The organism is Neisseria sp. CP9 (assembly GCF_047758525.1).
In the GTDB taxonomy this organism is placed as follows: Bacteria; Pseudomonadota; Gammaproteobacteria; order Burkholderiales; family Neisseriaceae; genus Neisseria.
This window is the reverse complement of sequence record NZ_CP180502.1, coordinates 2,172,203-2,187,207: the sequence shown is the minus strand read 5'-3', so window position 1 is coordinate 2,187,207 and position 15,005 is coordinate 2,172,203. Positions and strand designations below refer to the sequence as shown.

The following is a 15,005-nucleotide window of genomic DNA, read 5'->3' as shown; positions in this document are numbered from 1 at the left end:
GTCGTCTGAAACCTTGCGCAGACAATCCGCCTGCGCCGAACCGCTTACCGCTCCTAGCCGCGATTCTATGATTTATCAAAGAAACTTCATCAAAGAACTCTCTTTTACCGCCGTCGGCATTTTCGTCGTCCTCTTGGCGGTGTTGGTCTCCACGCAGGCAATCAACCTGCTCGGACGTGCTGCCGACGGTCGCGTCGCCATCGATGCCGTGTTGGCATTGGTCGGCTTCTGGGTCATCGGCATGACGCCGCTTTTGCTGGTGTTGACCGCTTTCATCAGTACGCTGACCGTGTTGACCCGCTACTGGCGCGACAGCGAAATGTCAGTCTGGCTCTCCTGCGGATTGGCGTTGAAACAATGGATACGCCCCGTCATGCAGTTTGCCGTGCCCTTTGCCATCCTGATTGCCGTCATGCAGCTTTGGGTGATGCCGTGGGCGGAACTGCGCAGCCGCGAATACGCCGAAATCCTCAAGCAGAAACAAGAATTGTCCATGGTGGAAGCGGGCGAGTTCAACAGCCTAGGCAAGCGCAACGGCAGGGTTTACTTCGTCGAAACCTTCGACACCGAATCGGGCATCATGAAAAACCTGTTCCTGCGCGAACAAGACAAAAACGGCAACGACAACATTATCTTTGCCAAAGAAGGCAATTTCTCGTTGAACGACAACAAGCGCACGCTCGACCTGCGCAACGGCTACCGTTACAGCGGCACGCCCGGCAAAGCCGACTACAACCGCGTTTCCTTCCAAAACCTCAGCCTGATTATCAGCACCACGCCCAAACTCATCGACCCCGTTTCCCACCGCCGCACCATCCCGACATCCCAGCTCATCGGCAGCAGCAACCCGCAACATCAGGCGGAATTGATGTGGCGTATCTCGCTGACCGTCAGCGTCCTCCTGCTCTGCCTGCTTGCCGTGCCGCTTTCCTATTTCAACCCGCGCAGCGGCCACACCTACAATATCCTCGTCGCCATCGGGCTTTTCCTGATTTACCAAAACGGGCTGACCTTCCTGCGCAACGCCGTGGAAGACGGCAAAATCCATTTCTGGCTCGGACTGCTGCCCATGCACATCATCATGTTCGCCATCGCAATCGTACTTCTGCGTGTCCGTAGTATGCCTAGCCAACCCTTCTGGCAGGCGGTTGGCAAAAGTCTGACATTGAAAGGCGGAAAATGAACCTGATTTCACGTTACATCATCCGCCAAATGGCGGTTATGGCGGTTTACGCCCTCCTCGCTTTCCTTGCCCTGTACAGCTTTTTTGAAATCATCAACGAAGTCGGCGACTTAGGCAAAGGCAGCTATAACGGCGCAACCATGGCGCAATACGTCCTCATGCAGATGCCCGCGCGCGCCTACGAACTCATGCCCCTCGCCGTCCTCATCGGCGGACTCGTGTCCCTCAGCCAGCTTGCCGCCGGCAGCGAACTGACCGTCATCAAAGCAAGCGGCATGAGTACCAAAAAGCTGCTGCTGATCCTGTCGCAGTTCGGACTGATTTTCGCCCTCGTCACCGCTGCGCTCGGCGAATGGATTGCCCCCGTCCTCAGCCAAAAAGCCGAAAACATCAAATCCGCCGCCATCAACGGCAAAATCAGCACCGGCAATACTGGGCTTTGGCTCAAAGAAAAAAACAGCATCATTAACGTGCGCGAAATGCTGCCCGACCATACCCTGCTGGGCATTAAAATTTGGGCGCGCAACGACAAAAACGAGCTGACGCAGGCAACGGAAGCCGAATCCGCCGTCTTAAACAACGACGGCAGTTGGCAGTTGAAAAACATCCGCCGCAGCACACTTGGCGAAGACAAAGTCGAAGTCTCCACCGCCGCCGAAGAAAACTGGCCGATTGCCGTCAAGCGCAACCTGATGGACGTATTACTCGTCAAACCCGACCAAATGTCCGTCGGCGAACTGACCACCTACATCAGCCACCTCGAAAACAACAACCAAAACACCCAAATCTACGCCATCGCATGGTGGCGCAAATTGGTTTACCCCGTCGCCGCCTGGGTGATGGCGCTCGTCGCCTTCGCCTTCACCCCGCAAACCACCCGCCACGGCAATATGGGCTTGAAACTCTTCGGCGGCATCTGCCTCGGCTTGCTGTTCCACTTCGCCGGACGGCTCTTCGGCTTTACCAGCCAACTCTACGGCGTCCCGCCCTTCCTCGCCGGCGCACTGCCCACCATAGCCTTCGCCCTGCTCGCTGTGTGGCTGATACGCAGGCAGGAGCGGCGTTAAGCCCAAGAATACGAGGAAAGTTTGCAAATTTAAGCTTCCAATTCGACACCAGAATCAATCAGACCAATCCGCCTAAAAAGCATTATTTTTAGGCGGATTTTTTCCAAACTGTCGGCATTGAGATTGCAGAATATTGTCGACTCAAACCGTATCGTTTCATGCGCCCTCTTCCACCCAAAAGAGAATAACGGCGGTTTAAAACAAAAAAACAGAACAGCGAAAACTGTTCTGTTTTTTTGTTTTCAGACGACCTCATGGGTTTAGCCTCTAAAGGGGTCGTCTAAAACTGCTTTACCTACTTGTTAAACATTCACGGTCTCGGCTACTTCGTTGTAGCTGTCAATTTCGTTGAAGTTCATGTAGCGGTAGATTTGGTCGCCCTGTTCGTTGATGATGCCGATGTTGGCTTGGTATTCTTCAACGGTCGGGATTTTACCCAGTTTGGAGCAAATCGCCGCCAACTCTGCCGAGCCGAGGTAAACGAAGGTGTTTTTACCCAAGCGGTTCGGGAAGTTGCGGGTAGAGGTGGACATGACGGTCGCGCCTTCGTGTACTTGGGCTTGGTTACCCATACACAGCGAACAGCCCGGCATTTCCATACGCGCGCCGGCGCGGCCGAGTACACCGTAGTGGCCTTCGTCAGACAACTCTTTCGCATCCATTTTGGTTGGCGGCGCCATCCACAGGCGGACGGGGATGTCGGACTTGCCTTCCAAGAGTTTGGAGGCGGCGCGAAAGTGGCCGATGTTGGTCATGCACGAACCGATGAACACTTCGTCGATTTTGGTGCCGGAACGTTCGGACATGAAGCATACGTCGTCCGGGTCGTTCGGGCAGGCGATGATCGGCTCTTTAATGTCGTCCATGTTGATTTCAATCACAGCGGCGTATTCGGCATCTTTATCTGCTTCGAGCAGCTCTGGATTCGCCAGCCATTTTTCCATGGCTTTGATGCGGCGTTCCAAAGTGCGCGGGTCTTGATAGCCGTCGGCAATCATGTTTTTCATCAACACGACGTTGGATTTCATGTACTCGATAATCGGCTCTTTGTTGAGCTTCACGGTACAGCCGGCGGCGGAGCGTTCGGCGGATGCGTCGGTCAATTCAAAGGCTTGTTCCACTTTCAAATCAGGCAGACCTTCGATTTCGAGGATGCGGCCGGAGAAGATGTTTTTCTTACCGGCTTTGGCCACGGTCAGCAAACCTTGTTTAATCGCGTAAAGCGGAATGGCGTTTACCAAATCGCGCAGGGTTACGCCCGGTTGCAGCTTGCCGCTGAAACGTACCAGTACGGACTCAGGCATATCGAGCGGCATGACGCCGGTCGCTGCTGCGAAAGCAACCAAGCCGGAGCCGGCGGGGAAGGAAATACCGATAGGGAAACGGGTGTGGCTGTCGCCGCCGGTGCCGACGGTATCGGGCAGCAACAGGCGGTTGAGCCATGAGTGGATCACACCGTCGCCCGGACGCAGAGCCACGCCGCCACGAGTAGAAATAAAGGCAGGCAGTTCTTTATGGGTTTTCACATCGACAGGTTTCGGATAAGCAGCGGTGTGACAGAAAGACTGCATCACCATATCAGCGGAGAAGCCCAGGCAGGCGAGGTCTTTCAACTCGTCGCGGGTCATCGGGCCGGTAGTGTCTTGCGAGCCGACAGTCGTCATACGCGGTTCGCAATAAGTACCCGGGCGCACGCCTTGTCCTTCGGGCAGACCGCAGGCGCGACCGACCATTTTTTGTGCCAACGTGAAACCGGCTTTGCTTTCGGCAGGCGCTTGAGGCAGACGGAATTCGGTGGAAGCAGGCAGTTTCAGGGCTTCGCGCGCTTTGGCAGTCAAACCGCGGCCGATAATCAGGTTGATACGGCCACCGGCTTGCACTTCGTCCAACAATACTTGGGATTTCAGGCTGAACTCGGCAACGGTTTCGCCGTTTTTCACGATTTTGCCTTCATAAGGCAGAATATCGACGACATCACCCATTTTCAGCGCGGAAACATCGACTTCAATCGGCAACGCGCCGGAGTCTTCTTGAGTATTGAAGAAAATCGGCGCGATTTTGCCGCCCAAGCATACGCCGCCGAAACGTTTGTTCGGTACGAACGGGATGTCTTCGCCGGTATGCCAAATCACAGAGTTGGTCGCGGATTTGCGTGAAGAACCGGTACCGACCACGTCGCCGACATAGGCAACGGGGTGGCCTTTGGCTTTGAGTTCTTCCAACAATTTAATCGGACCGACTTCGCCCGGTTTGTCGGGCGTGATGCCGTCGCGCGGGTTTTTCAGCATCGCCAGCGCGTGCAGCGGAATATCGGGACGGCTCCATGCGTCGGGCGCGGGAGAAAGGTCGTCCGTATTGGTTTCGCCGTCAACTTTGAAGACGGTAACGGTGATTTTTTCGGGAACTTTAGCGCGTGAAGTGAACCATTCGGCATCTGCCCAAGATTGCAAAACTTCCTGCGCGTATTTATTGCCTTTTTCGGCTTTTTCCTGAACGTCGTGGAAAGAATCGAACATCAGAAGCGTATGTTTCAAACCTTTGGCAGCGATGGGCGCGAGTTTGTCGTTGTCCAAGAGTTCGATTAAGGCGTGAATGTTGTAACCGCCGAGCATCGTACCTAAAAGTTCGGTCGCATATTCGGGGGAAATCAGCGGGCTGGATGCGCTGCCTTCGGCAACGGCAGCCAGGAATGAGGCTTTGACTTTGGCGGCATCGTCCACACCGGGCGGAACACGGTGGGCAAGCAGTTCGACCAAGAATTCACCTTCGCCTGCGGGCGGGTTTTTCAGCAGCTCAACCAAATCGGCGGTTTGCTGCGCGTTCAAAGGGAGGGGCGGGATACCGAGGGCGGCACGCTCGGCGGCGGCTTTGCGATAGGCTTCTAACATCTCTTTGTTCCTTTTTTCTGTTTTTTCTTCTGACCGTTGCAAATGATTTGCAATCAAAGAATTGTAAACAATTCTTTTGGGTATCATAGACCAGTTTGGCAAAAATTGGAATATTTATGTTATCGGATGTAATAGGTGTTTGCTATTGAAACGAATTATCTTGAAAAATACGAAAAGGTCGTCTGAAAACAGGGTTTCAGACGACCTTTTATGTTTTATCGGAATGACCGGTTCGTTCTTTTACCGGGCGTTTGCCTGATATTCGCTTCCGTCTTCGCGCAAGAGCTTGGGCTGTTCGCCTTTCTCTATGACGTTTTTACCGATGACAACTTTGGTTACGCCTTTCAAATCAGGCAGTTGATACATGGTATCCAACAGGCAGCGTTCAACGATGGAGCGCAGACCGCGCGCCCCGGTTTTACGTTCCATTGCCTGACGGGCGATGCTGCGCAAGGCTTCTTCTTCAAATTCCAATTCGACATTTTCCATGCCGAACAAGGTTTGATATTGTTTCACCAAAGCATTTTTCGGCTCGGTCAAAATGTTGACCAATGCGTCTTCGTCCAATTCCGCCAACGTGGCGATAACGGGCAAACGACCGATCAACTCGGGAATCAGACCGAATTTAATCAAGTCTTCAGGCTCAACGATTTCAAACAATCCGGTAATGTCGGCATTTTCGTCTTTGCTGTGAACGGACGCACCGAAACCGATACCGCCTTTTTCTGTACGCTGACGGATCACTTTTTCCAAACCTGCAAACGCGCCGCCGCAGATAAACAGGATATTGGTCGTATCGACGTTGATAAATTCCTGATTCGGATGTTTGCGGCCGCCTTGGGGCGGAACGCTGGCAACCGTACCTTCAATCAGTTTCAGCAAGGCTTGTTGCACGCCTTCGCCGGATACGTCGCGGGTAATCGACGGGTTGTCGCTTTTGCGCGAGATTTTATCGATTTCGTCGATATAGACGATACCGCGTTGGGCTTTTTCGACATCAAAATCACATTTACCCAAAAGCTTGGTAATAATTTGCTCAACGTCTTCACCGACATAACCCGCCTCGGTCAGCGTAGTCGCATCCGCCATGACGAACGGCACGTCCAGTTTGCGCGCCAAAGACTGCGCCAACAGCGTTTTACCCGAACCAGTCGGACCGATAAGCAGGATGTTGGATTTCGACAACTCGACATTGCCGTTGGCTTTGGGGTGGCGCAGGCGTTTGTAATGGTTGTACACCGACACCGCCAATGCTTTCTTGGCTTGTTCCTGACCGATAACGTGGTCGTTGAGGTTGGCGACGATTTCGGCAGGCGTAGGCAGCTTGTTGTTCGGATGGGACGCATCCGTTGCAGATTTCTCTGCGGAGAGGTCGTCTGAACTTTGCAGCATCACGCCGCAAGTTTCTACACATTCGTTACAGATAAAAGCGTTTTCGCCTTCAATCAGGTTTTTGACTTCATGCTCGGATTTTCCGCAAAACGAGCAGGAGCGTTTTTCTTCAGTCATAATTTATCTTCTGTTTTCAAGCAATATCGGCAAACCGTTATCCGAATGTTGCGGGAACGGTTTTCGGCAAAGTCGGTAAGTATAATCAGTATCTTAAGGTTTATCAAATACCGTATGGCAAGCTGTTTGGCGTAAGGTTTTCAGACGACCCTCCGACGCATGGCAACACGTCACAATTTCCCATCCTTAAGATTGTTTCCAATTTGGGAAAAAGATGCAAACAAACGCAAAAAAGCCATATTAAACTTTACATTTTGTTGTATTTTAAGCAAAATATCTCCTTTAATAATTCAATTGTCTTAAATTCTACTGGTTGAAGTATGTCGGTTATGAAATTTTATAAAACACTGAGTGCAGCCTGTTTGGGTATGGCTTTGACGGTTGTCGCCGCCCCTGCCGCTGCAGACGATATGGACGTTTTGGGTCAATTTTTGGAACAAAATTTTCCAACCCAAAATGACCCGATGGAAGCTTTCGCATTAAGCCATGCACAAAAAATCGAGGCTCAGGCAATGATGGCGGGGCCGCTTTTGACATCTCAGTCCGCCCTGATTTTTAACAACAAAACAGGCGAAATCCTGTATCAGAAAAACGCAGACCGCGTGATGCCGATTGCGTCTATTTCCAAACTGATGAGCGCGATGGTCGTCTTGGATGCGCGTTTGGATATGAACGAGCGCATTACCATTACTGCCGATGAAATCGACCGCCTGAAAGGTACAGGCAGCCGCCTTGCCGTCGGTACGACGCTGACGCGCGGCGAATTGCTGCACCTGAGCCTGATGAGCAGTGAAAACCGCGCAACGCACGCGCTGGGCCGCACCTATCCGGGCGGTATGTCGGCATTTGTTGCTGCCATGAATGCCAAAGCGCAAAGCTTGGGCATGCACAACAGCCGTTTCTACGAACCTACCGGTCTGAATTTCCAAAACGTATCAACCGCCAACGATTTGAACCGAATGGTCGCCGCGGCAAGCAAATATCCGCTTATCCGGAAAAACTCAACCTCCAACTACGGCTCGGTTTGGACGGCAAATGGTCGCCAAAACTATAAAAACTCCAACGCCCTCGTCCGCGAAGGCAGCTGGAATATCGAGCTTCAGAAAACCGGTTATATCCGCGAAGCAGGACGCTCGATGGTGGTTAAGGCAAATGTTCAAAACCAACCGATTACCATCGTATTGTTGAACTCGCCAACTTCGACAACACGCGTAAACGACGCGCGTAAGATCGAATCTTGGATGTCGCAGCGCCGCTCTTAAAAACACTTATTATGCCGTCTGAAAATCAGGCGGCATTTTTTATATGATAAGCAGAAAAACTTCATGCAATTCGGTTGAAGAATCTTGATTTTAACAATATTAGGAGATGCAAATGCCGAACAAAAAACAATTGATACAGTTGGTAGCCATTTTAGCCTTGACCGGCTGTACTTCCGTTGCCGATATGGTGGGATACGATACGGCATCACTCAACGAAACTGCCGCCAAAAACTATTCGCAAGTAGTACAACAAGCGCAATCGCAACGCGTTTTGGACAACACTTCCCAGACTTCGCGCCGTATCAAAACCGTATTTGAGCGTCTGAAACCCCATGCCAATCAAGCCAACCAAACCGGCGTACCTTTCAACTGGCAGATGAATGTTTTCCGTGGCAATGAATTGAACGCTTGGGCAATGCCGGGCGGCAAAATGGCGATGTATACCGGCATGGTCGATCGTTTGAAATTGACGGATGACGAAATCGCCGCCGTTATCGGCCACGAAATGACCCATGCCCTGCTTGAGCATGGCAAAAAAGCCATCGGCGGCCAAGTATTGACCGGATTGGGCGGTTCTATTTTGGCGGGCGCGTCCGGAGTTGATGCCAATATTGTCGGCTTGGGTACGGATTTACTTGCTTCCAAACCATTTTCGCGCCATCAGGAGAGCGAAGCGGACGCAGGCGGCGTACGTTTGATGGCTCAGGCAGGTTACAATCCCGAAGCAGCCATCAGCGTTTGGGAAAAGATGAGCAAACTCGAAGGCAGCTCGTCCATCGCGATTTTGTCCACCCATCCGACCAATCAGACACGCATCAATGCCATTCGCAGAATGCTGCCTGAACTCATGCCGATTTATCAAAAGAATAAACGATAAATTTTTTGGAGAAACTTTCCGTAAACCAATATCGGAATTTTCCAAACCAAGCTGCAATTCCTTGCTTTAAATTCACTTTAAATTAATTTAAATCAAATTATTGCACAAACTTCAATCAAAATTTTTCAGACGACCCTTCCTCCCCTCGTGACAAAGGTCGTCTGAAAAATTGTCAACATTTTAACCCAAATTACCAAGCAACCCAGACCCATTCGGCGTATAATACAGCCTTTCCCAACCGCATTTGTGAGCTGAATCATGTCTGTTGTTTTGCCCTTGCGCGGCGTTACCGCCCTTTCCGATTTCCGTGTTGAAAAACTCTTGCAAAAAGCGGCCGCACTCGGCCTGCCCGAAGTGAAACTGAAAAGTGAATTTTGGTATTTTGTCGGCAGCGAGAAAGCACTGGATGCCGCGACTGTCGAAAAACTGCAAGCCTTGTTGGCGGCGCAAAGCGTTAAAGAAACGCCCGAAGCGCGCGAGGGCTTGCATTTATTTTTGGTAACGCCCCGTTTGGGTACGATTTCGCCGTGGGCTTCCAAAGCGACCAATATCGCGGAAAACTGCGGTTTGGAAGGAATAGAGCGCATCGAACGCGGCATGGCGGTGTGGCTGGAAGGTCGTCTGAATGATGAACAGAAACAGCAATGGGCGGCGTTGCTGCACGATCGCATGACCGAATCCGTGCTGCCCGATTTTCAGACGGCCTCCAAATTATTCCACCATCTCGAATCCGAAACCTTCTCCACCGTCGATGTTTTGGGCGGCGGTAAAGAGGCTTTGGTCAAAGCCAATACCGAAATGGGTTTGGCACTCTCCGCCGACGAAATCGATTATCTGGTTGAAAACTATCAGGCTTTGCAGCGCAATCCGTCCGACGTTGAACTGATGATGTTCGCGCAGGCAAACAGCGAACACTGCCGCCACAAAATCTTCAACGCCGATTTCATCCTCAATGGCGAAAAACAACCGAAATCCCTCTTCGGCATGATACGCGATACGCACAACGCGCATCCCGAAGGCACGGTCGTCGCCTATAAAGACAATTCGTCCGTGATTGAAGGCGCGAAAATCGAGCGTTTCTATCCGAATGCGGCGGAAAACCAAGGTTACCGTTTCCACGAGGAAGACACGCACATCATCATGAAAGTGGAAACGCACAACCACCCGACCGCCATCGCGCCGTTTGCGGGCGCGGCGACGGGTGCGGGCGGCGAAATCCGCGACGAAGGCGCAACGGGCAAAGGTTCGCGCCCGAAAGCGGGCTTGACCGGCTTTACCGTCTCCAACCTCAACATCCCCGACCTCAAACAGCCGTGGGAACAAGATTACGGCAAGCCGGAACACATTTCCTCGCCGCTGGACATCATGATTGAAGGTCCCATTGGCGGCGCGGCGTTCAACAACGAATTCGGCCGCCCGAACCTCTTGGGCTACTTCCGCACTTTTGAAGAGAAGTTCGACGGTCAGGTTCGCGGCTACCACAAACCGATTATGATTGCCGGCGGCTTGGGCAGCATTCAGGCGCAGCAGACGCATAAAGACGCAATCCCCGAAGGCGCGTTGCTGATCCAACTGGGCGGCCCGGGTATGCTTATCGGCTTGGGCGGCGGTGCAGCTTCTTCAATGAACACCGGCACGAACGACGCGTCTTTGGACTTCAACTCCGTACAACGCGGCAACCCCGAAATCGAACGCCGCGCGCAGGAAGTGATCGACCGTTGCTGGCAGCTTGGCGACCAAAACCCGATTATCTCCATCCACGACGTTGGCGCGGGCGGCCTGTCCAACGCCTTCCCCGAACTCGTTAACGATGCCGGACGCGGCGCGGTATTCAAGCTGCGCGAAGTGCCGCTGGAAGAACACGGACTCAACCCGCTGCAAATCTGGTGCAACGAATCGCAAGAGCGTTATGTGTTGTCGATTTTAGAAAAAGATTTGGACACCTTCCGCGCCATCTGCGAACGCGAACGCTGCCCGTTTGCCGTGGTCGGCACGGCGACTGACGACGGCCATTTGAAAGTGCGCGACGATTTGTTCTCCAACAATCCCGTCGATTTGCCGCTGAACGTCTTGCTCGGCAAACCGCCCAAAACCACACGCAGCGACCAAACCGTGAGGTCGTCTGAAAAACCGTTTAACGCCGGCGATATCGACATTACCGAAGCCGCCTACCGCGTTTTGCGCCTGCCTACCGTAGCCGCCAAAAACTTCCTGATTACCATCGGCGACCGCAGCGTCGGCGGCATGACCCACCGCGACCAAATGGTCGGCAAATACCAAACCCCCGTAGCCGACTGCGCCGTTACCATGATGGGCTTCAACACCTATCGCGGCGAAGCGATGAGCATGGGCGAAAAACCGACCGTAGCCCTGTTTGACGCGCCTGCTTCGGGCAGAATGTGCGTCGGCGAAGCCATCACCAACATCGCGGCGGTCAACATCGGCGACATCGGCAATATCAAACTCTCCGCCAACTGGATGGCGGCGTGCGGCAACGAGGGCGAAGACGAAAAACTCTACCGCACCGTCGAAGCGGTTTCCAAAGCCTGTCAGGCATTGGATTTGAGCATCCCCGTGGGCAAAGACAGCCTGTCGATGAAAACCGTTTGGCAGGACGGCGAAGAGAAAAAATCTGTCGTTTCGCCGTTGAGCCTGATTATTTCCGCGTTCGCACCTGTCAAAGACGTTCGTAAAACCGTTACGCCCGAGTTGAAAAACGTCGAAGACAGCGTATTGTTGTTTGTCGATTTGGGCTTCGGCAAAGCGCGTATGGGCGGCTCGGCGTTCGGTCAGGTTTACAACAATATGAGCGGCGATGCGCCCGATTTGGACGATACAGGTCGTCTGAAAGACTTTTACGGTGTGATTCAGCAGCTTGTTGCCGAAGACAAACTCTTGGCATATCACAACCGCAGCGACGGTGGTTTGTTTGCGACGCTGGTGGAAATGGCGTTTGCGGGGCGCTGCGGGCTGAATGTGGATTTGACTTCACTGGTTGCCAACCAAGCCGACGTCAACGAAGCCAGCATCCGCGCATTGTTCAATGAAGAACTGGGCGCAGTGATTCAAATTGCCAAACAAGATGTTGCGGCAGCAGAAGCCTTGTTCAAAGCGGCAGCGCTGCCCTTGCATACCGTTGCCACCATCGGTTCTGACGAAAAAATCGTTATCCGCAATCAGGCAGGCATCGTGTTGGAACAAACCCGCGCCGACCTGCAACGCGCATGGCAGGAAACCAGCCACGCCATCCAACGCCTGCGCGACAACCCCGCCTGCGCCGACAGCGAGTTCGCCCTGATTGGCGACAACGAACGCAGCGCATTGTTTGCCGACGTGAAGTTTGATGTGAACGAAGACATCGCCGCGCCTTTCGTCAACAGCGGCGCGAAACCCAAAATCGCCGTCCTGCGTGAACAGGGTGTGAACGGACAAATCGAAATGGCCGCCGCCTTCACCCGCGCCGGATTCGATGCCTACGACGTGCATATGTCCGACCTGATGGCAGGCCGCGTCCACCTTGCCGACTTCAAAATGCTGGCGGCGTGCGGCGGCTTCAGCTACGGCGACGTACTCGGCGCGGGCGAAGGCTGGGCGAAATCCATCCTGTTCCACCCCGCCTTACGCGACCAGTTCGCCGCCTTCTTCACCGACCCGAACACGCTGACATTGGGCGTGTGCAACGGCTGCCAAATGGTCAGCAACCTCGCCGAAATCATCCCCGGCACGGCAGGCTGGCCGAAGTTCAAGCGCAACCTGAGCGAACAGTTCGAAGCGCGCCTGAGCATGGTTCACGTCCCCAAATCAGCTTCCCTGATCCTGAACGAAATGCAAGGCTCCAGCCTGCCCGTCGTCGTCAGCCACGGCGAAGGCCGCGCCGACTTCGCGCTTCACGGCGGCAAAATTTCAGACGGCCTCGGCATCGCGCTGCAATACGTCGACGGACAAAACCAAGTTACCCAAACCTACCCGCTCAACCCCAACGGCTCGCCGCAAGGCATTGCCGGCGTGACCAATGCCGACGGCCGCGTTACCATCATGATGCCCCACCCCGAACGCGTGTACCGCGCCGCGCAAATGAGCTGGAAACCGGAAGACTGGACGGAACTGTCCGGCTGGTACCGCCTCTTCGCCGGAGCAAGGAAGGCGTTGGGTTAACCGGCAGGCTGATTTGATTCGGCTTTAAAGAAAAGGTCGTCTGAAAATAGGTATATCGGACTTCGCTCCAACCTGTTTCAGACGACCTTTATGCCTTCTTACTACTCTTTTCCGCATTGATTACCGCACAACATTTCATTTATGAATAAAAAATAAATAGAAAATTAAAATGGGCACCTTAGGCAAGATATTAATAAAAATTTCCGTTTCAGTAGTTCTGATTTATCAAATAGCTTATATTTTAAATATTTATTTAACAATTAAATATAAGATAGAAATGATGAATACCGCCGAAGACATACTAATCACAACCTATGATATAACTCAAATATTATCTATTTTTATTATTTTTGATATTCTAATTATATTAATTTTGCTGACCTATATAAAATTTATTAAAAAACATAAGCTAGATAAACTATAAAAATACCTAAAATTAATAAAGAATAATTGAGACAATACCTATTATATTTTAAAGCCATCTAAAGACGATATGTCTGAACTTGTTGAAAGCCGCTAACAGGCTAAGTGTGTCTGTTGTTGCCTAAAAGGCAGCTCGAATGCCTGATTATTGGGTATCTGGGGAGGGTTAAGGCTATATTTGAGTAGAATTAGGGGAGATTGGGGATGGAAACAGTCAAAAACCTGTGTGTGGATTTCGGCTACTGAGGGAAAGTCTTTTTTGCAAAGGTCTCATTTGTTTTCAGACGACCTTTTTGCATCCTTTTGCGTATAAAGACCAAACTCGCCGCCATCATTCCGTATAATCCCCCTTAATTCCCTATCCACTATAATCGGCACATTCAGACGGCCTCTCACGACACTATGACCCGACAAGCCTTTATCCTCAGTGATTGCGAATTTTCCGAATGCGGCGAAAAGCCTTATGCGCTGTTGACGGCGAATCCGACCAAGGAACATCACTATATCGCCCAGACCGAGCAGCGGCAGCACGCGCATAATCCGCAGGTCAGCCCGCAGAATCAGAATGTCTATAAGCTGCCTTTGTCCATGTTCCGCGAACCGGCTGCCGCCCTACGCTCCCGTTCCGGCGACAAGGTTCGCGGCGGGAACGAAAATCGCGGTGCGGCGGCGAGTGTCAACATTATCGGCAATCTGGCGGCGAAAAACCTCTACACGCTGACTTTCGTCGAAAACACCGCCAACCAGTACAATTTGGAAAGCTGGTTCAACCGCCACGAAAGCGGCTACGAAGAAGCCTGCAACCATCTGCGCACGCTGCCCGAAGGTCGTCTGAAAACGGGCGAAACCGATACGGTCAAAGTTCCCGAAGCATTGTGGCGGATATTGCGGCTGAAATTCCTCGGCATCCTGCGCAATCCGCACAACCATAAAAACCTGTTTGCCCACCGTCTGCATGAGGCGGTTCGGGCGCGACTGCCGGAGGTCGGGTTTGAGTTTGTGCGCCTGATCAGCAAGCGCGATCCGAGCCGCATCGAAGCCATTATGCAGAACTACCGTTTTTCGTTTCTCGGCTATGTCGATTGGCTGGCAGGGCTTTACGGCATGTTGAGCGAAGGCGTGGCGCAGCCGTCGCTGTTTGAGCGGCTGTTTTGCACCATATTCGCCGAACCCGATGCGGTGAAAATCGAGCTGTTCCGCTATGCTGAAAACGAGGGGCTGTGCCTCTTTGGCGACAGCAGTTTCTGCCTTCAGGCTTCACCGAAACTCATCAGCGTCGGCGTGAATATTTCGCACGATATGTTTGCCGTCGTCCACCTGCAAACCGACCGCTGGCTTGCGTTTAAAAATACTTTCCACCACGACGCGCCGAAATTGGAAGGCAGGGTAAGGATTATCGACGGTGACCAAACCCAGCGGCTGATGTTCAACCGGCTGACCATCAGTCAGGCGCATGAAGCCGTGTTCGGCAGAAGCCCGAATATCGATGACTATCTTTAACACTTGGATGAGGTAAACGCGTGCTTGATGTAAAGCATATCGACGCTAAACAAAAGGTCGTCTGAAAACGATTTGGCGAACCCGCTACTTTCGTTTTCAGACGACCTTGTTTGTACTCGGCTCTTAAGCCTTGTTTTGCGC

The 15,005-nt window shown here is 52.4% G+C and carries 8 protein-coding genes; 6 read left to right on the top strand and 2 right to left on the bottom strand.

The features are described 5' to 3' along the window. Positions 1 to 67: 67 nt before the first annotated feature. Both lptF and lptG read left to right on the top strand, forming a co-directional pair. Positions 68 to 1,183: an LPS export ABC transporter permease LptF gene (lptF, locus tag ACMYUL_RS10470; RefSeq protein WP_154886053.1), complete on the top strand. Its 1,116-nt coding sequence runs from the start codon at positions 68 to 70 to the stop codon at positions 1,181 to 1,183. After that, on the top strand, positions 1,180 to 2,250 hold the full coding sequence (gene lptG / locus ACMYUL_RS10465; protein WP_415770419.1) for an LPS export ABC transporter permease LptG: 1,071 nt from the start codon (positions 1,180 to 1,182) through the stop codon (positions 2,248 to 2,250). Before lptF ends, lptG begins: the two co-directional genes overlap by 4 nt. Before the next feature lie 302 nt (positions 2,251 to 2,552). On the opposite strand, the gene acnB is transcribed toward lptG, so the two are convergent. Then, a complete protein-coding gene (acnB, locus tag ACMYUL_RS10460; protein WP_415770417.1) occupies positions 2,553 to 5,138 on the bottom strand; it encodes a bifunctional aconitate hydratase 2/2-methylisocitrate dehydratase in 2,586 nt (861 codons plus the stop codon). Between the two features lie 240 nt (positions 5,139 to 5,378). Continuing rightward, a complete protein-coding gene (gene clpX, locus ACMYUL_RS10455) occupies positions 5,379 to 6,647 on the bottom strand; it encodes an ATP-dependent Clp protease ATP-binding subunit ClpX (RefSeq protein ID WP_070514017.1) in 1,269 nt (422 codons plus the stop codon). 368 nt (positions 6,648 to 7,015) lie between these two features. Between clpX and ACMYUL_RS10450 the strand changes: the two genes are divergently transcribed. The 4 genes from ACMYUL_RS10450 (at position 7,016) to ACMYUL_RS10435 (ending at position 14,864) form a co-directional block, all read left to right on the top strand. Then, positions 7,016 to 7,909: a serine hydrolase gene (locus ACMYUL_RS10450; protein WP_415772952.1), complete on the top strand. Its 894-nt coding sequence runs from the start codon at positions 7,016 to 7,018 to the stop codon at positions 7,907 to 7,909. Between the two features lie 112 nt (positions 7,910 to 8,021). Then, a complete protein-coding gene (locus ACMYUL_RS10445) occupies positions 8,022 to 8,786 on the top strand; it encodes a M48 family metallopeptidase (protein ID WP_415770414.1) in 765 nt (254 codons plus the stop codon). 258 nt (positions 8,787 to 9,044) lie between these two features. Beyond that, the gene (gene purL / locus ACMYUL_RS10440; RefSeq protein ID WP_415770412.1) at positions 9,045 to 12,941 is read left to right on the top strand and encodes a phosphoribosylformylglycinamidine synthase; all 3,897 of its coding nucleotides are present in this window, start codon (positions 9,045 to 9,047) and stop codon (positions 12,939 to 12,941) included. Between the two features lie 825 nt (positions 12,942 to 13,766). After that, entirely contained in the window at positions 13,767 to 14,864 is a 1,098-nt protein-coding gene (locus tag ACMYUL_RS10435) for a hypothetical protein (RefSeq protein WP_415770410.1), read from the top strand. Positions 14,865 to 15,005 lie beyond the last annotated feature (141 nt).

What these genes read in the sequence shown, in the direction of transcription:
- lptF (WP_154886053.1), top strand. Translation starts at nt 68, where the DNA reads ATGATTTATCAAAGAAACTTCATCAAAGAACTCTCTTTTACCGCCGTC.
- lptG (WP_415770419.1), top strand. Translation starts at nt 1,180, where the DNA reads ATGAACCTGATTTCACGTTACATCATCCGCCAAATGGCGGTTATGGCG.
- acnB (WP_415770417.1), bottom strand. Translation starts at nt 5,138, where the DNA reads ATGTTAGAAGCCTATCGCAAAGCCGCCGCCGAGCGTGCCGCCCTCGGT.
- clpX (WP_070514017.1), bottom strand. Translation starts at nt 6,647, where the DNA reads ATGACTGAAGAAAAACGCTCCTGCTCGTTTTGCGGAAAATCCGAGCAT.
- ACMYUL_RS10450 (WP_415772952.1), top strand. Translation starts at nt 7,016, where the DNA reads ATGGCTTTGACGGTTGTCGCCGCCCCTGCCGCTGCAGACGATATGGAC.
- ACMYUL_RS10445 (WP_415770414.1), top strand. Translation starts at nt 8,022, where the DNA reads ATGCCGAACAAAAAACAATTGATACAGTTGGTAGCCATTTTAGCCTTG.
- purL (WP_415770412.1), top strand. Translation starts at nt 9,045, where the DNA reads ATGTCTGTTGTTTTGCCCTTGCGCGGCGTTACCGCCCTTTCCGATTTC.
- ACMYUL_RS10435 (WP_415770410.1), top strand. Translation starts at nt 13,767, where the DNA reads ATGACCCGACAAGCCTTTATCCTCAGTGATTGCGAATTTTCCGAATGC.